This window comes from Pseudomonas sp. Tav-5-1A (genome assembly GCF_055755055.1).
On sequence record NZ_CM146901.1, the window covers coordinates 5,807,009 to 5,824,065 of the forward strand.

Below are 17,057 nucleotides of genomic sequence, written 5' to 3' on the forward strand. Positions count from 1 at the left end.
TCATCTAGACGCTCACCTTCACCCGGATCCACCAACAACCCCACATTAAGACGGATAACCCCTAAGCTCTTTCAACTCTCCCGCTCGAAGCGCCGCGGTGGTTAATGGGGCTAGCTCTTGGGGAATTCTTAAAATCAATAATATATACCTTGTGGCAAGCACTCATTTCTTGACCCATTTCCCTTCGGCAAAAATTCGAGTGGCGGAAGTTTGCGTTTGAATGTTGCACACTCACTCCACCGTTGGTTTAAAACACTTGCCCGCACACAAATAGCAGATAAAAATTCACCCATAGAAGTCAGAAAACCACCAAACTCATCATCACCCCTCAATAATTTCTTAAAATAGACAACCCACCACTATCCTCAACCTATTTTTAGTGCGCCTTGCGATAGCGGACTCAAAGCCGAAGGCCATATTGTTTTATCGTCAAACAAAGCACCTTGAAACATTGCACCCTCCCATCTAGAAAATCCCAAGTCAGCACCACAAAGATTTGCAAACTCAAAGTTTGCCCCTGCGACATCAGCCCCGGACAAATTGGCGAGTGCAAGATCACTTTCTGAAAAGTCTGCGAATACTGCGATCGCCCCCAAAAAATTGCAATTTTTCAGCTTTGAGTGCCTAAAACTTGAGTTCATAAGCGCTGCTCCTTGAAAATCAGCTCCCACCAACTCAGCCCGATCGAAGGCCGCATTTCGCAAGTCTGCCTTAGAGAAATTTGCATAACCCGCATCCACCCCTTCAAGAATGGCCCTATGCAGATCAAGGCTTGTAAAATCGGCATTCCTCATAGACTCACAGGCCAATTCGATACTGGCCCGCCCCTCACGCTCTATAATAATCATTTGTTACCCCAATCAAACGGGTCGATATTTATCTCACCGATAGGACGCGTCCTATCCGCTTTGCTAGGCGAGAGTGCTCCAGGCACTTTATCTGGTTCTAGCCCAAGTACCTTTGCTGCGATATAACGATGATTACCATCTACAATCACTTGTCCATCCACTTTAATAGCCGGTGCAGTTTCCCCACTTAACAACCTATCCACATACCGCTGAATAGCAGGTAAAGAAACCCCGCCTTGAGCACTCATCGTTTTGTCCCCTTTGAGAGCTTGTTGAATAATCTCAGGGGTAACATCCGCTCCCTTTGAAACCAAAGCAGAGCGTTTTACTGTAGCACCTCCAGCACGGCCAGATAATGTTGTGCCTTGGACCACTTGTGCAGCAAGGTTCTCTAACTGCCCTAAGGACCCACGCTCCGCGACCGCTTTCGCAGACGCAATAGTTTGACCGGCTTCTAAATTACTGTTCGCTATATGACCAACAACTGCTGCTGCGCCCGCTTCATCCTTGCTCCGCAGGTCCGCGGTCAGCGCTAAAAGCTTCGCATCTTCCGCCACCAAGCGCTGCGATATGTTGACGCATTCTGAAAGTGAGCGTTGGCACAAGGATGACAACTCTTCGTTTCGCTGTATGTCGATCGAGGCATAGCGCTCTCTAACCGCCCGCTTACCCTCCTCGGTGCTTTGGGCATCAATCTCCGCCAACATCTGTTCCACTTCCTCGTGATACAGATAATTGAACGTTGTCGCCTTCTGCGCGAGTTGAGCCCCAGTGTTCAGATCCCCATCCACCGCCGCCGCCGCAACCAACCCAGTCAACTGCGAAAGCATCAACTGAAGATCCCGGTTATCCCCAGCGACCGCAGCCATTTGATTGATCAGCGCTTCATTCAATCCAGCAGCAACTGCTCCCGTTTTGAAATCGCTCCCCGTGGCTTCCGCCAGCAGCCCACCCATGATTGCGTGCGCCGCAATCTTCTCGATGCTGCCATTAGGGAACTTGGCGTAGTCGCCAACGAAGTTGAAGCCCGTGGCCATAGCCACGTTGCCGGCCTCACCCGCTAGCGCGGATCCGAAATTCTTGCCGAAGCTTCCACCATCGATCGCCGTCGAGATCCCGCTACTGATTGCCGCTCGCCCAACAGCACGCGTAGTGGTATCAACAGCTGAGCTCCACCGCAGGATATCCTTGGATGAGTTAGTAACTGCCAAGGTAGAGCTGGTGGTAGGCGCGACGCCCTGGACGCCGCTAGCACCCGCTGCTGCGGTACCGCCTTGGGCCGAGCTGGTGAACCAATTGGTATCGGCGTACTCAAGCGCCCCAGCTGTAAGCGTGGCAATAGCTGCATTCTTGAGGCTGCTTGCACTTAGGGTGTCCTTCAACACGGCACCCAAGTCGCCGTCATTGCTGATGGCACTATTGATGCCCGTCGAGGCGAAACTCACGCCCGCAGCCGTGCCCATCGTGCCGAAGCCAAAACCAGCCGGCCCCATGACGAACGTCAACATGATCGCCATGGCGATTTGCGCGCCCGCGCCTAGTCCGTGGTTTTCATACTTGAAGCTTTCGTGGATTTCCTTGACCTGGCGCCAGTCAATGTCTCCCCGGGCTTCTGCCTGTTTCATCCAGGCCAGTTGAGGGTCTGCCTTGACCATGGCATCGATGGTCTGGCTTACGGACTGCTGATTGACCTCCCTGATGTCGACCCGTATGCCATTCGCCGCCTTGATGATGAGCTGCCCCTGCGCCACCAACTCACTCTGCCGCAAGGTCTCATCGGTATTGCCCTTACCCTTCGCACTGAACCACGACAAGTCGCTCTTGCTCTTGGTATGGCTCTCATCATGCAGATCCTTCACCCCCTCAAACGTAACCGCCCCACCACTCACCAGCGTGATGTCTTTCCCGCTCTCAAGCTTCGCCACCTGATAGCGCTGATCCCCGCCACTCTCGATGGTCAGGTCGCCCCCGGTCTTGATCTCGGTGCCCACGTTGGTCTGCTGCGTGACCTCGTCACGCTGCATTTTCTTGGCGCCCCAGCCGCCGTTTTCCTTCATGTCGTAGAGGGTGTGGGTGCTGTCCTGGGCGGCCAGCAGGTTGGTCTGCTCGCCGCTGTACAGGTAGGCCTCGTTGCCGGCGGTGATTTTGCTGGCGACCAGGGTAGTGTCGCGCTGGGCTTCGCTGGTGAAGTTGTTGCCCGCGGTGAAGGTGGAAGCGCGCTGGGTGGTGGTGTCGTTTTCTTCCTTGATGCGTTTTTTGCCGTCTTTGCTGCGGCTTTCCACGTTGTGGACGTCGCCTGCGGAGGCCACGTTGAAATCTCGCTCCACCGCAACGTTGATGTCATTGCCGGCCTTGACGTCGCTGGCGATGAAGTTGCCGTCCTGGCCGGCGCGGAAGTTGACGTCGCCGCCGGCAGTGACGGTAGCGGCAAGGTTCTTGACGTCGGTGGTGACACTGGAGTTGTGTCCGCCGTTGTGGAATTCGTGTTTCTCGCTGACGTCTTGCTTGGCAACGATGTTGATGTCACGCGCAGCGGTGATATCAACATTGGCGCCCGCCTTGACGCTGCCGTGGTTGGTGAAGTCTTGGCCGGACTGGGCGGTTAAATTGTCCCCCGCCGTTATCCGCCCCCCCTCATCCGTAACGGTCCGCATCCCCGCCCCATCACGCACCGCAATCGCCGTACGGTCATTGACGATGTCGCCCTTGAGCGTGACCAGGTCCACCTGCTGGCCACGAATATCCCCCGCCAGCGCATTGCGAATACTGTCCTGCGCCAACAGGCTCAAGCGCTCATTGGCCTCGGCAACCCCGCCGTTGTAGACACTCCCGCCTGCGCTCGCACTGAGGTCGTTGCTGGCACTCAGGGTGCCCACGTTGATCAGGTCATTGCCTGCCATCAGCTTCAGGTCACGACCCTGGACCAGCGCGCCGCCGTTGACGTTGCGGCTGTCGGCCTGGGCCAGGTACAGCACCGGCACCAGTACGCTCTGGCCGTCGATGACGCGGTTTTCCATCCACACGATGTCGTGGGTCAGGGCCGCGACCTGCTGGGCGCTCAGGCCCACGCCCACGCTGAGGTTGAGCGCGGCCTTGCTGGCCAGGGCGTTGTCCATCAGGTAGCGGTACTGCTCGTAGTCGCTGGTGAGGCTGGCGGCCAGGAAGCGCTGGCCGGTGCGGGCCACCACGGCGTCGCTGATCAGGCGGGTCTCGTAGCGGCCGTCGCCCAGGCGGCGGGCGGCTTCGTCGCTGCTGTAGCCGATCTGGCCCAGCAGGTAGTCCGAGCTCATGAACTTGCTCGGGTCGGTAAGATTGGGGTTGGTCTCGATCAGGTACTGGCTGTGCGGATTCTGGCTGGGCACGAACAGGCCGTACTGGCCCTGGGGCAGGCGGAAGCTGCTGGAGGCAGTAGGGTCGACGGCGGCGAACGGCACGCCGGTGAAGTCCACCGGAATGTAGCTGACGCGCACGGTACCGTCGGCGTCAATGCGCTCCACGCGCTGCACGTCCTTGGCTTGCAGCGGCGTGGCGCTGCTGTGCTCGGGGCTGAGCTGGATTTCGACGGCACCGACCCGCTGGGTGGCCTCGCTGTCCAGGTGGCCGGTGAGCTGCGCCTGGGTCTGCTCCAGCAAGGTGCCGTTCTGGATCTGCGTGGTGACGTTCAGCGCCACGCTGCCGCCCGCCTGCAGGGTGCTGGTGTAGTTGTGGCTGGCGTCGGGGTTCCAGGTGGTGACGTCGCTGTCCTGCCGGAAGCGGCTGTCGCTGGAACGGGCGATCAGTTCGTTGAAGCGGGCCAGGTCGAAGTTGCCGGCGGCGACGGCGGCGTTGAACGCCGGCACGTCGATGAATTCCATCTGGTCCCAGTAGCCGGTGCCGATGCGCGCCGGGGTGCTGATGACGATGACCTGGCTGCCGCTGCGCGACGAGGCGCCCTGGTTGAGGAGGCTGTCGGCGTTGATGGTGAGGTTGCCGTTGGCGGCCATCAGGCTGTAGCGGTTCTGCACGTCGCTGGCGTTGAGGGTCATGCCCTGGCCAGCCACCAGGCGGGCCATGGGCGAATCCAGCAGTACGCTCTCATCGAGGGTCTTGGTGATGATGATGGCGCCGCGCTTGAAGGAATCGTGGCCGCCGCAGTGCTGGCCGCATCGCCATTCCAGGCTGCCGCTGGTGACGGCCTTGGCCAGTTCGAACTGGGCCTTGGCGTTCTCGATGCTGACGGCATTGAGATCCATGGCGCCCAGGCTTTCGACGCTGCCCGAGAGGTTGCTGAAGGTGCTGGCGCGGCCGCCGTCGTAGCCGGCGAAGCTCAGCGCGCCCTGGCTGTAGAGTTCGCCGTAGGTGTTGCTGAAGCGGTCGCTGCGCAGGGTCATGTCGCCGGCGCTGAACAGCAGGGTGTCGGCGCTGTTGCTGATGGCGCCCAGGGCCTTGAGGCTGAGCGTGCCATTGGCGCCCAGGGTGCCGTTGTTGGTGATGTTGGCGGCGCTGATGCTCAGGTTGCGGCTGGCGATCAGGCGCCCGTCGTTGGTGAGGTCGCCGCTCAACGTCAGGGTGGTGTCGCCGGCGCTGGCCAGGCGCCCGCCCAGTTGCGTGAACGCTTGGGCGCTGGCCCGCAGGTGGCCCTGGCTGGAAATGCGCCCGCGGTTGACCAGGTCGCCGATCAGGCCCATGGCCAGGTCCAGGTCGCTGGCCAGTTCGCCGGCGTTGTCCAGGCTGGCGACGTTGAGGGTCAACTGGACGGACGTGGCCAGGCGGTCGCCGGCCAGCAGGGCCAGGGCGCCGCCGCTGGTCACGCTGAGTGCGCCGTCGAACTGCGCGCGGCCGACGCTGCGAATGCTGCCCAGCTGCCAGTCGGCGCTGCCGGTGCCGGTGATGCTGCCTTGGCTGCCGTCGAGGCTGGCGGCCTGCAGGCTGAAGGCCTGGCTGTAGAGTTGCAGGGTGCCGCTGTTGACCAGCGCGCCGCCGAGGGCGAAGCGGCTTTGCGCGCCACCCAGGGCCCGCAGGCGGCCGCTGTTGTTGAGGTCACCCACAGTAATGTCCAGGCCGCCGGCAGACTCGATCAGGCCCTGGTTGTTGAGTTGGTCGGCGAGCTTGAGGGCGACGGTGGCGCCGCTGATCTCGCCATCGGCGCCGTTGTCCAGGCGCCGGCCATCGAGGCTGAGGTCGCCACTGGCGAACACCTTGCCGGCGCGGTTGGTGAGCTGGGCAACTGCCAGTTTGAGCTTGCCGGCCAGGCTGGAGAGCATGCCGGCGCGGCTGTCGTCGGCGCTGTTGTCGAGGCTGCCGGCAGTGATATCCAGGGTGTCGGCCAGCACGCTGCCGCCCTGGTTCTGCAGGGTGCCGTCGCCCAAGGCAAGGGTCAGGGCGCCGCCCTGGGCGCGCAGCAGGCCCTGCTGATTGAGAACGCTGGTGGCGGTAATCAGCAGGCCATCGGCACCGGCCAGGATCTGCCCGCCCTGGCGGTTGTCGAGCTGGCTGCCGCTGACCTCCACACGGTTGCCGCTGAGGCTGCCGTTGCGGTTGTCCAGCTGGTTGAAGCCTTGCAGCCACAGGGCCTGGTCGGCGGCGTCGATGACGCCAGTGGCGTTGTCGAGCACACCGTTGATGGTCAGGCGCACGGCGCCGCCGTTGCCCAGCACGGCGCCCTTGGCGCTGTTGTCCAGCTGGTTGGCGACGAGGGTCACGGCCTTGCCGCTGATGACACCGGCATGGTTGTCGAGCGTCGGCGCGCTGATGTGCAGGGCGGCGTCGCTCTGGAGGCGCCCGCCGCCGTTGGCGAGGCTGCCCAGGGCCAGGCGGGCGCCGCCGAGACCGGCGGCGACCAGGCCGGCGTCGCGGTTGTCGAGGTGGCTGGCGGTGAGGTCGAGGGTATCGAACAGCAGGCTGCCAGCACGGTTGTCGAACCCGGCCGCCGCGTTGTCGAGCACCAGGGCCTGGCCTTGCAGCTTGCCGTGGCGGTTGTCCACCGCGCTGGCCTGCAGGCTGAACAGGGTCTTGGCCAGGGCGCGGCCGGCCTGGTTGTCGAAGCGCTGAGCCAGGCGCAGGTCGAGGCTGCCAGCGGTGGCGATAATCTGGCCGCCGGCGCTGTTGTCGAGGCTGTCGGCCGCCACGCTGACGTCGCCACCGCTGAGGGTGCCAGCGCGGTTATCGACGGTGCCGGCGCTTGCGTCCAGGCTTGTGCTGGCCTCGATGCGCCCGCCCTGGTTGTCGAGCAGTGTGCTGGCTTGCACCTTGGCGGCGCCCGCGCTGGCCGAGACGATACCGTTGCGGTTGTCCAGTTGCCCGACGCCGAGGTCAAGGCGGTCGGCCAGCAGGCTGCCGCCGCGGTTGTCGAAGGTGCTGGCCACTACCTTGAACTGCCCGCCCACCACCTCCAGGCGGCCGGCGCGGTTATCCAGGCTGGTGAGGCTGAGGTCGACATTCTGCCCGGCGCCGAAGCGAATCAGGCCGCCCAGGTTGGCGAGTGCCGGGGTGTTGAGATTGAGGCTGTTTGCCCCGCGCAGGCGCGCAGTGCTGCCGTTGTTGGTGACCTGGGCGCTGTGCAGGCTGACGTCGCGGCCCTGGATTACCCCGCCGTCGTTGCGCAGGCTCTTGGTGCCGCGGGCGTCGAGGGTGCGGCTGGCGATCACGCTGGCGCTGTTGCTGAGCTCGGCGGCGTGCAGAGTCACGTCGCCCTGGCTGTTGCGGGTGTTGTCGGCGTTGACGCCGGCCTCGATCACGCCGCTGTTGGTCAGTTTGCCGTCGGCACTGAGGGTGATGCTGTCACGTGCGGTCAGGCTGGTGCGGTTGTCGATTGCACCGGCGCTGCGCAGGTCAACGCGGGTGCCGGCGTACACCGGGCCCTGGGCGTCGATGGCGGTGGCCTTGGCCACCACCGCACCGTTGGCGCTGACGTTGGCCAGGGTCAGCTTGCCGTTGGCGTCGATCTGCACGTCGCCGGCGCTGGCTGCCAGGTCGCCGGCCAGGCGCACACCCACGCCCTTCTCGGTGCCCACCAGCTTCACTGCCCCCACGTACATGCCGCCCAGTGCGCTGCTGTCGATCGCCAATGCCGGTTTGTCCGAGGCATCATCGGCGCGCGGGGTGGCCTGCAGGGTGTCGGCGTTGACGTCGTTGCGGCCGGTGACCACGGCCAGGTTCCTGGCGTACAGCTTGGCGTTGAGCTGGGTGGAGCGGGTGATCAGCTCGAACTGGTCGACGTTGCTGGCGTCGAGGCCGGCGCCTTCGATGCTGATGTCGCCGCCATCGACCTGGAAGCGGTCCAGGCGGCCGCTGCCGTCGAGCACCGGCTTGCCGGTGGTGAGGGTGGCCCGTGGAGTGTTGATGAAGCCGCAGCCGTTGCACGTGACGCCGTAGGGATTGGCGACGATGACCCGCGCGGCCTGCCCGGCCACTTCCGTGTAGCCCTTGAGCTGGCTGCGGTTGTTGCCGGTGACCTCGTTGAGGATAGTGCTGGCGGCCTGGCCGTTGAGGTTGCCGTTGCCCAGGATAATGCCGCCCAGCTGGGTGGCCTGGGTGCGGCCAGTGGCGTTGTTGAGGATGACGCCCTGACTGCCGACGTTGTAGTCCTGGAACTGGTTGTGCGACAGGCCGCTGGCGTTGGGCGCGGCGATGTTGACCACCGGCACGCCGTTGCCCGCCGCCCCCACCGTGGTGCCCGCGCCGCTGACCACGATGCCCTCGGCCTGGGCCCACAGCGGCTGCCAGAACATGACGTTGGCCAGCAGGAACGCCAAGGCGCGCTTGGGCAGGCCCCAGAAGCGTTCGCGGGGCTGCAGGGCGGCCGAAGGTTGGCGGGCCAGGAAGGCAAGATGACGGGCGTCCATGTCGGGTACTCGTTGCAGCAAAAATTAGAGAAAAAGGTTCAGGCTGAAGTAGATCGGCGTCTCGCGGTCGGCGACGGCGCCGGGGCGTTCCAGCGAGTGGGCGAAGGTGACGCTGGCGCCCAGGTAGCGGCCGCGGGCAAACAGTTCCACGGCGTTGCCGCTCAGCCGTCCGTGCTGGTCGGTGTCGGTGTGGTCGCGGCTGATCACGCCCTGGTCGTAGGCCAGGGCCAGGCCGTATTCGGTGAGTGCCGGGCGCAGGCGGTCCCAGGCCACGGGGCGGCTCCAGCGCACTTCGTTGCGCCAGTAGCCGCCGCTGTCGCCCATCAGGTATTGGTCCTTGAAGCCGCGCACCGAGGACAGGCCGCCGACGCTGATGCGCTGGTTGCCGAACAGGGGGTCGTTGCTGTGCTGGCCGGTGGCGAGGCTGCTGAAGGTGAAACTTTCACCCAGCAGTTGGAAGGGCAGCAGGTAGCTGGCGGTGGCGGTGTACTTGCGGTAACGCGCGGAGGGCCCACCGTTGCCCGGGTCACCTTGGGCGCCCAGGGCGCCGATGCCCTTCTGGGTGGCCAGGTCGAGGTTGACGAAGGCATTGCCCAGCCGGCGGCCGTGGTTGATGCCGTAGCTGAGCTCGGTGAGGGTGTTGCTGCTGCCGCTCAGGTAGGCGCCGTCGTTGTAGTTGCGGGTGGCCAGCCGCGTGAGACCGACGTTGACCGCGGTCTTGCTCAGGGCATCACGGTGGATGACACGCTCGGCGCGCAGTTGGTGGCTGCTGCTGTCGCCGCTTTGCAGGAAGCTGCCGTAGCCCTGCGGCGTGACCCTGGAGCGGTAGGCACTCTGGCTATAGCTGTAGTTGAAGGTCCACCAGCCCCACGGCAGGTTGTAATTGAGCAATTCGTTGTGGGAACTGTGGCCCGAGTCGCTGACGGCATCGTGGCCGGCGCGCAGCATCAATTCGTCGGCCAGGCCCAGCGGGCTGTCCCACTCAAGCCCCGTGTTCCACTGTTGCTCGCCGGTGCTGCGCTGGCCGTCGTTGCTGCGGCCCAGGGAAGCGCGCCAGGGTTTTTGCGGTGTGTTGGTGACCGTCACCTCGCTGCCACCCACGGCCTGGCCGGGGCTGAGCTCCATGCGCGCCTGGTTGGACGGCAGACGGTTGAGCTGATCCACCAGTTGTTCGATCTCGCGCAAGTTGAGCACCTGCCCGGCGCGCCCCGGAAAGCTCATGGCCAGTTCGCGCTCGCTGATGCCGCTGCCCGCCCCACCCTTGAGGCGTTCCAGGCGCCCTTCCACCACTTGCACCACCAGCGTGCCGCTGCCCAGGTCCTGGGGCGGCAGGTAGGCACGGCTGGTCACCAGGCCACGCGCCAGGTAGTGGTCGGTGATGGCCTTGAGCACTTCGTTGAGTTGCGCCACGCCCAGGCACTGGCCAAGGAACGGCGCCAGCAAGGGTTCGCGCTCAGTGGCACTCAGGTGGTCGGCGCCCTTGAGCTCGATGTGGCGGATGGTGAAACAGCGGGTGTCAGCCGGGACTGCGGGGGCGGCTTCGGGGATCGACTGGCCGGGGAGGTTCTTCAGGTCTTCAAGGCGCCGCTGCTGGTCTTGTAGCAGGCGGTTCTGGCGTTCGCGGATCAGGTCCTGGTCGCCTTGGGGCGCGGGGGCAGCGACAACAGCGGCGGGGGCGCAGAAAAGGCTGGCAAACAGCAACAGCCAGGCCGTTTTCCGTGGTCTGGGAGCAGACATTGAATCGATCCTTGAAACGTCAGGGGCGCGAAAGAGCGGCGATACTAGGGGGAGCGCCTCCCGAGGTCAAATTCACGATACAATTTCGAACAATTCAAAACATTGGCAGCTATGGTGCCGATTGAGTGGCTATTGTCGATAAAATACAGATAAACAGGTAAAAACCAGCACAGATGATTTACCGGCATTACCCCGCAATGTCGGAATGCGAAAACCGACAAACGGTCAACCCGTAGCAGCTGCCGCCAGGCTGCGTCCGCCCCCCACGCGGCTCACCTGGAAAAAAGCGGACGCGGCCTGGCGGCCGCTGCTACGGGAACGGGGTTATTCGAAGAGGGCGTCGAGGGCCTGCTCCAGGCGGGTCACGCCAATGACCTGCAGGCCGGCCGGCGCTTCCTTCGGCGCGTTGCCCTTGGGCACGATGGCGCGCTTGAAGCCGTGCTTGGCGGCTTCCTTGAGGCGTTCCTGGCCGCTGGGCACCGGGCGCACCTCGCCGGACAGGCCCACCTCGCCGAACACCAGCAGATCATGCGGCAGCGGCCGGTTGCGCAGGCTGGACATGATGGCCGCCAGCAGCGCCAGGTCGGAAGCGGTTTCCAGCACCTTCACGCCGCCCACCACGTTGAGGAACACGTCCTGGTCGTGGGTGGGAATGCCGCCGTGGCGGTGCAGCACCGCCAGCAGCATCGACAGGCGGTTCTGGTCCAGGCCCAGGGTCACGCGGCGCGGGTTGGCCAGGTGGCTGTCGTCCACCAGCGCCTGCACCTCCACCAGCATCGGCCGGGTGCCTTCCCAGGTGGCCATGACCACGCTGCCCGGCACTTCCTCCTGGGCGCGGGTGAGGAAGATGGCCGAGGGGTTGGACACCTCTTTCAGGCCCTTGTCGGTCATGCCGAACACGCCCAGTTCGTTCACCGCGCCGAAGCGGTTCTTCACCGCGCGCAGCAGGCGCAGGCGGCCGTCGGACTCGCCTTCGAAATACAGCACGGTATCGACCATGTGCTCCAGCACGCGCGGGCCGGCCAGGGCGCCTTCCTTGGTGACGTGGCCCACCAGGAAGATGGCGGTGCCGCTCTGCTTGGCGTAGCGCACCAGCAAGGCGGCGCTCTCGCGCACCTGGGAGACGCCGCCGGGGGCGGACTGCAGGGCCTCGGTGAAGATGGTCTGGATGGAGTCGATGACCATCACCTTGGGCTGCTCGACCCGGGCGGTGGCGATGATGGTCTCGATGCAGGTCTCGGTCATGACCCGCAGCTTGTCCTGGGGCAGGCCCAGGCGGCGCGCGCGCATGGCCACCTGCTGTTGCGATTCCTCGCCGGTGACGTACAGCGCCGGCATGCGCGCGGCGATGTTGCACAGGGTCTGCAGCAGGATGGTGGACTTGCCGATGCCCGGGTCACCGCCAATCAGCACCACCGAGCCGTCCACCAGGCCGCCGCCCAGCACGCGGTCGAGCTCGGTGGAGGCGGTGGTGAAGCGTGGAATTTCCTCGACGCTGACCTCGGCCAGGGTCTTGATCTGCGCCTGCTGGCCCGCCCAGCCGGTGCGGCCGCTGGGGGGCGCGGCAGCGCCAGCCTCGATCATGGTTTCGGTCAGGGTGTTCCAGGCGCCGCACTCGCCGCACTGGCCGGCCCATTTCGGGAAGGTGGCGCCGCACTCGGTGCAGCCGTACAAGCGCTTGGCCTTGGCCATGAGGAATACCCCTGTATATAAAAACAGTCATCATACCGATCCTGGCCGGATTCGGTAAAACTAATAGGGAGAAGCCGGGTCATTGTTACCAGGTAACGAGCACGGCGCGCTTCGCTGTCTTACACTGCCTGCAACCATTCATCTGTAACAAGGGATATCAAAAGCATGGGCGTACTAGCTGAGTTCAAGGCCTTCGCGGTCAAAGGCAACGTGGTCGACATGGCCGTGGGTATCATCATTGGCGCAGCGTTCGGCAAGATCGTCTCGTCGTTCGTGGGTGACGTGGTCATGCCGCCGCTGGGGCTGTTGATTGGCGGCGTCGATTTCAGCGACCTGGCGGTGACCCTCAGGGAAGCCCAGGGCACGGCGCCGGCCGTGGTGCTGGCCTACGGCAAGTTCATCCAGACCATCATCGACTTCCTGATCGTGGCGTTCGCCATCTTCATGGGCGTCAAGGCCATCAACAAGCTCAAGCGCGAAGAAGCCGCCGCCCCTACCCTGCCGCCTACCCCGACCAAGGAAGAGCTGCTGTTGGGTGAGATTCGTGATTTGCTCAAGGAGCAGAATGCGCGGCCGTGACGCAGCCTGCGGCAGCTGCTACGGGGTGCGTGACCGCGCGCCCCGCTATCACCAATAGTTCTCTACCGCTATCTGCCCTGGCTTGCGGGTCAGGGTCAGGCGCATGTCGCGGGCCTTGAGCACCGCGCGGGTGTCGTCGATCATCTGCGGGTTGCCGCAGATCATCACCCGTGAATGCTCCGGCGCCAGCGCACAGCCGGCCGTCGCTTCCAGCTCGCCATTGTCGATCAGCGTGGTGATGCGCCCGCCCAGCGCGCCCGGGTACTGCTCGCGGGTGACGATGGGAATGTACTGGAACTTGTGCGCGTATTCCGCCAGGTACTCACGCCCGGTCAGCTCGGCGATCAGCGGCTGGTACGCCAGCTCGCGGCCTTCGCGGGCGCTGTAGACCAGGATGATGCGCTCGAATTTCTCCCACACTTCGAAGTCCTGCAGGATCGACAGGAACGGCGCCACCCCCGTGCCCGTGGCCAGCAACCACAGGTCGCGGCCGTCGATGAAGCGGTCCGGGGTCAGGTAACCGAACGCCTGGCGGTCCACCAGCAGCGTGTCGCCCTCGCGCAGGCGGCTCAGCTCGCTGGTGAACTCCCCTCCCGGCACCACGATGGAAAAGAACTCCAGGAACTCGTCATGGGGCGAGGACACCATCGAATAGGCACGCCACGCCACGCTGCCGTCAGGCTTGGTCACCCCCAGGCGGGCGAACTGCCCGGCGCGGAAACGAAAGCCGGGGTCGCGGGTGGTCCTCAGGGTGAACAGGCTGGGGGTCAGCGGCTGTACCTCGAGCAGCGTCTGGCGGGTGAAATTCTCGGCGCTGGCGGTCATGACGGTCTCCGTGGGAACAGTGCTCCTAGTGTCCAGCAAAGCGGCAACCAGGAACACCCGCAAGTTGTAATGACTTTTTCATGCATTAGCCAGACGATAACTACATTTTATCGACGTAATTAACTCGTATCAAAGCATTAATCACCTAGAATGAAGCGACGGGGCAGTACTTGGATCCATATCGGGCAGCTCAACTGGAGTGTCGTCATGAAAATGTGGCATGAAGCGCAACTGCATCACCTGCAAGGCATGGCCGAACGCAAGGATATAGTAGAGAGCGCTTTGGACCTGGCCCGCGACCTGGGCTTCGACTATGCAACCTTCGTCACCGGCCCCGGCCAGGTCATGCCGCACCGCATGGCCCTGAACAATATGCCAGCCGCATGGCGCCAGCGTTATCGGCAGCAGGGCTATGGCGCTACCGACCCCAGCGTCAGGCATTGCCGGCACTCGGTGGTGCCGTTGCTGTGGACTGACGGCTTGTTCCGCAGCACCCCCGAGTTCCGCCAGGACGCCTGGAGCCACGGCATTCGCCATGGCCTGAGCCTGGCCATCCACGACAGCGACCACCACGTCAGCATGTTGACCCTGGCCCGCCAGCACCTGCCGGTGAGCGCCGACGAATTCTGCGCGAAGGTGGGCCAGTGCCTGTGGCTGGGCAACCTGCTGCACCAGCGCCTGGGCGCCCGGCAGGCCAGCGCGGACGGGGACACCCACGGCCAGCTGTCCGGCCGCGAGCTGGAGATACTGCGCTGGTCGGCCGAGGGCAAGACCGCCGGCGATATCGCCGCCATTCTCAGCCTTTCCGAGCGCACGGTGAACTTTCATATCAGCACGGCCGTAAAGAAAATGGGCATGGGCAACAAGCTCTCTGCCGTGGTTCACGCTGCCCAAGCTGGCCTGCTGTGAGCCCCACGCCTGCATAATTCTGCAAATGGACGTAGAATTCACGACCCGGAGCACCCCATGGTGCCTCCCTGCTGCGAGTTTGGTACCGCCGAGACTTGCGTAAATCTACAGCTGCCCACCCCGAGTCTCTGCCCCATGCCCGTGTTGACCACGCCCTTCGCCCAGCTCGACCTGATCCGCCAGCCCGACCAGCCCAACGAACCGCTGCAGGCGTTCGACGCCGCCGACGAATACCTGCTCAACCACCTGGCCGAGCAGCAGTTGCCTGCCAGCACCCGGGTGCTGGTGCTCAGCGACAGCTTTGGCGCCCTGGCCATCAGCCTGCAAGGCCAGTTCGAACTGGTCAGCAGCGGTGACTCGTTCCTGGGCAGCCAGGCGCTGGAAAAGAACCTGGTGCGCAACGGTCGGCCCTTCGACGCCATCGGCGTGCTGCCCGCCAGCCAGCGCTGGGACGGCCTGTTCGACCGCGTGCTGATTCGCGTGCCCAAGACCCTGGCGCTGCTGGAAGAGCAGTTGATTCGCCTGCAGGGCCACCTGGCGCCCGGCGCCCAGGTGGTGGCCGCCGCCATGGTCAAGCACCTGCCGCGGGCGGCCGGCGACCTGCTGGACCAGTACATCGGCCCGGTCAGCGCATCGCTGGCAGTGAAAAAGGCCCGGCTGCTGATCGCCACCGCCGAGGCACGCGGCCCGTTCACCTCGCCCTACCCGAGCCGCTATCGCCTGGACCAGCCGGCGCTGGAGTTGCTGAACCATGCCAACGTGTTCTGCCGCGAGGGCCTGGACATCGGCACCCGCGCCTTCCTGCCCCACCTGCCTACTGGGCTAGGCAGCGCCCAGGTCGCCGACCTGGGCTGCGGCAATGGCGTGCTGGGCATCGTCAGCGCCCTGCAGAACCCGCAGGCGCACTACACCCTGGTGGATGAGTCGTACATGGCCGTGCAGTCGGCCGCCGAGAACTGGCAGGCCGCCCTGGGTGAGCGCGAAGTGACCGTGCGCGCCGGCGACGGCCTGGCCGGCCAGGCGCCGCAGTCCCTGGACGTGGTGCTGTGCAACCCGCCGTTCCACCAGGCCCAGGTGGTGGGCGATTTCCTGGCCTGGCGCATGTTCCAGCAGGCGCGCGAGGCGTTGGTGGTGGGCGGCGCGCTGTACATCGTCGGCAACCGCCACCTGGGCTACCACAGCAAGCTGGCGCGGCTGTTCCGCGGCGTCGAGCAGGTGGCAGCCACGCCCAAGTTCGTGATTCTGAAAGCCCGCAAGTGACCGTGTGGGAGCTGGCTTGCCAGCTTCCACATACACAAAAAAAAACCCTCCGAAGAGGGTTTGAAAACCGCTGCCTGTGCAAAACAGCGGTGGGATGAGACGGTATTTCAGTGGGACTTCATGCCCGCCGCAGTCATGAACATGCGCAGCAGTTCAGCGACGATGCCCAGGGCCACGATACTTCCGGCCCAGATCACCAGCAGCCAGCCCACGCGTTTCCACCAGGGGCTGTTGGCAGCCGGGTCGGGTTCATGTTCCTTGCTGTTCATCGCATGCTCTCCTGTGTACGTCCGTAGCAGCTGCCGCAGGCTGCGTCCGGTTCCCCGCGTTGGGGGCGTTGGACGCGGCCTGGGGCCGCTGCTACAGGGTTCTGTCAGTGGTAGCCATCCTCAGGTTTCACCTTGCCGCGGAACACGTAGTAGCTCCAGAAGGTGTAAACCAGGATGAACGGGATGATGAACAGCGTGCCCACCAGGATGAAGCCCTGGCTTTGCGGCGGCGACGCTGCGTCCCAGATCGACACGGCCGGCGGGATGATGTTCGGCCACAGGCTGATACCCAGGCCGCTGTAGCCGAGGAAGATCAGGATCAGGGTCATGATGAACGGCATGTAGTGGGCGCGTTGCGACACCGACTTCAGCAGCGCGTACACCGACAGCAGCACCAGCAGCGGCACCGGCATGAACCACAGCAGGTTAGGCATGCTGAACCAGCGGGTGGCGATGTCGGCATGGGTCAGCGGCGTCCAGATGCTGACGATACCAGTCACCACCAGCAAGCCCAGGGTCAGCGGCTTGGCCAGCTTGTGCATGGCCTCCTGCAGGCTGCCTTCGGTCTTCATGATCAGCCAGGTGCAACCCAGCAGGGCGTAGGCCACGATCAGCGCCAGGCCGCAGAACACGGTGAACGGCGTCAGCCAGTCCAGGCCGCCGCCGGCGTAGGCACGGTTGACCACCGGGATGCCATCGATGTAGGCACCCAGGGCCACGCCCTGGGCAAAGGTGGCCAGCAGCGAACCGCCGATGAACGCCTTGTCCCAGATGTGACGCTTGTTGGCGCGGGCCTTGAAGCGGAACTCGAACGCCACGCCACGGAAGATCAGGCCGATGAGCATCAGGATCAGCGGCATGTACAGCGCTTCCAGCACCACCGAGTAGGCCAGCGGGAAGGCGCCGAACAGTGCCGCGCCGCCCAGTACCAGCCAGGTTTCGTTGCCGTCCCACACGGGGGCGACGGTGTTCATCATTACGTCACGATCGGACTCGCCCTTGAGGAACGGGAAGAGAATCCCGATACCCAGGTCGAAGCCGTCCATGATCACGTACATCATGACGCCGAAGATAATGATCACGGCCCAGATCAGTGGAAGATCGATACCCATGAC

10 protein-coding genes are annotated in these 17,057 nt (G+C 64.1%); 3 read left to right on the forward strand and 7 right to left on the reverse strand.

From position 1 onward, the window contains the following. Window positions 1-365 precede the first annotated feature (365 nt). The 4 genes from AC0J42_RS26810 to radA all read right to left on the reverse strand — a co-directional run bounded on the left by AC0J42_RS26810 (window position 366) and on the right by radA (window position 12,100). Window positions 366-848 carry a pentapeptide repeat-containing protein gene (locus AC0J42_RS26810; protein WP_473004536.1) on the reverse strand — a complete coding sequence of 161 codons (483 nt, stop codon included), beginning with the start codon at window positions 846-848 and terminating at the stop codon, window positions 366-368. Next, window positions 845-8,671 carry a two-partner secretion domain-containing protein gene (locus AC0J42_RS26815; protein ID WP_473004537.1) on the reverse strand — a complete coding sequence of 2,609 codons (7,827 nt, stop codon included), beginning with the start codon at window positions 8,669-8,671 and terminating at the stop codon, window positions 845-847. The genes AC0J42_RS26810 and AC0J42_RS26815 overlap by 4 nt, the downstream gene beginning before the upstream one ends. A gap of 24 nt (window positions 8,672-8,695) precedes the next feature. After that, window positions 8,696-10,408: a ShlB/FhaC/HecB family hemolysin secretion/activation protein gene (locus AC0J42_RS26820; RefSeq protein ID WP_473004538.1), complete on the reverse strand. Its 1,713-nt coding sequence runs from the start codon at window positions 10,406-10,408 to the stop codon at window positions 8,696-8,698. 324 nt (window positions 10,409-10,732) lie between these two features. After that, a complete protein-coding gene (radA, locus tag AC0J42_RS26825; protein WP_473004539.1) occupies window positions 10,733-12,100 on the reverse strand; it encodes a DNA repair protein RadA in 1,368 nt (455 codons plus the stop codon). 165 nt (window positions 12,101-12,265) lie between these two features. On the opposite strand from radA, the gene mscL reads away from it, so the two are divergent. Then, window positions 12,266-12,679, forward strand: a complete 414-nt coding sequence (gene mscL, locus AC0J42_RS26830) for a large-conductance mechanosensitive channel protein MscL (protein WP_416426990.1) — start codon at window positions 12,266-12,268, stop codon at window positions 12,677-12,679. Between the two features lie 48 nt (window positions 12,680-12,727). Here the strand turns inward: mscL and AC0J42_RS26835 are convergent, their stop codons facing one another. Beyond that, a complete protein-coding gene (locus tag AC0J42_RS26835; RefSeq protein ID WP_473004540.1) occupies window positions 12,728-13,504 on the reverse strand; it encodes a ferredoxin--NADP reductase in 777 nt (258 codons plus the stop codon). Between the two features lie 207 nt (window positions 13,505-13,711). On the opposite strand from AC0J42_RS26835, the gene AC0J42_RS26840 reads away from it, so the two are divergent. Together AC0J42_RS26840 and AC0J42_RS26845 are read left to right on the forward strand one after the other, a co-directional pair. Beyond that, entirely contained in the window at window positions 13,712-14,413 is a 702-nt protein-coding gene (locus AC0J42_RS26840; protein ID WP_473004541.1) for an autoinducer binding domain-containing protein, read from the forward strand. A gap of 135 nt (window positions 14,414-14,548) precedes the next feature. Continuing rightward, entirely contained in the window at window positions 14,549-15,673 is a 1,125-nt protein-coding gene (locus tag AC0J42_RS26845) for a methyltransferase (protein WP_473004542.1), read from the forward strand. A 107-nt stretch (window positions 15,674-15,780) separates the two neighbouring features. Here AC0J42_RS26845 and AC0J42_RS26850 read toward each other — a convergent pair whose 3' ends face one another. Together AC0J42_RS26850 and cydB are read right to left on the reverse strand one after the other, a co-directional pair. Next, window positions 15,781-15,942: a DUF2474 domain-containing protein gene (locus tag AC0J42_RS26850; RefSeq protein WP_416426994.1), complete on the reverse strand. Its 162-nt coding sequence runs from the start codon at window positions 15,940-15,942 to the stop codon at window positions 15,781-15,783. A gap of 104 nt (window positions 15,943-16,046) precedes the next feature. Further along, the gene (cydB, locus tag AC0J42_RS26855) at window positions 16,047-17,054 is read right to left on the reverse strand and encodes a cytochrome d ubiquinol oxidase subunit II (RefSeq protein WP_416426995.1); all 1,008 of its coding nucleotides are present in this window, start codon (window positions 17,052-17,054) and stop codon (window positions 16,047-16,049) included. Window positions 17,055-17,057 lie beyond the last annotated feature (3 nt).

Bases quoted from the DNA above. Each gene is read 5' to 3' on its own strand.
- radA (WP_473004539.1), bottom strand. From the start codon at position 12,100: ATGGCCAAGGCCAAGCGCTTGTACGGCTGCACCGAGTGCGGCGCCACC.
- AC0J42_RS26845 (WP_473004542.1), top strand. From the start codon at position 14,549: ATGCCCGTGTTGACCACGCCCTTCGCCCAGCTCGACCTGATCCGCCAG.
- mscL (WP_416426990.1), top strand. From the start codon at position 12,266: ATGGGCGTACTAGCTGAGTTCAAGGCCTTCGCGGTCAAAGGCAACGTG.
- AC0J42_RS26815 (WP_473004537.1), bottom strand. From the start codon at position 8,671: ATGGACGCCCGTCATCTTGCCTTCCTGGCCCGCCAACCTTCGGCCGCC.
- AC0J42_RS26840 (WP_473004541.1), top strand. From the start codon at position 13,712: ATGAAAATGTGGCATGAAGCGCAACTGCATCACCTGCAAGGCATGGCC.
- AC0J42_RS26820 (WP_473004538.1), bottom strand. From the start codon at position 10,408: ATGTCTGCTCCCAGACCACGGAAAACGGCCTGGCTGTTGCTGTTTGCC.
- AC0J42_RS26835 (WP_473004540.1), bottom strand. From the start codon at position 13,504: ATGACCGCCAGCGCCGAGAATTTCACCCGCCAGACGCTGCTCGAGGTA.
- AC0J42_RS26810 (WP_473004536.1), bottom strand. From the start codon at position 848: ATGATTATTATAGAGCGTGAGGGGCGGGCCAGTATCGAATTGGCCTGT.
- AC0J42_RS26850 (WP_416426994.1), bottom strand. From the start codon at position 15,942: ATGAACAGCAAGGAACATGAACCCGACCCGGCTGCCAACAGCCCCTGG.
- cydB (WP_416426995.1), bottom strand. From the start codon at position 17,054: ATGGGTATCGATCTTCCACTGATCTGGGCCGTGATCATTATCTTCGGC.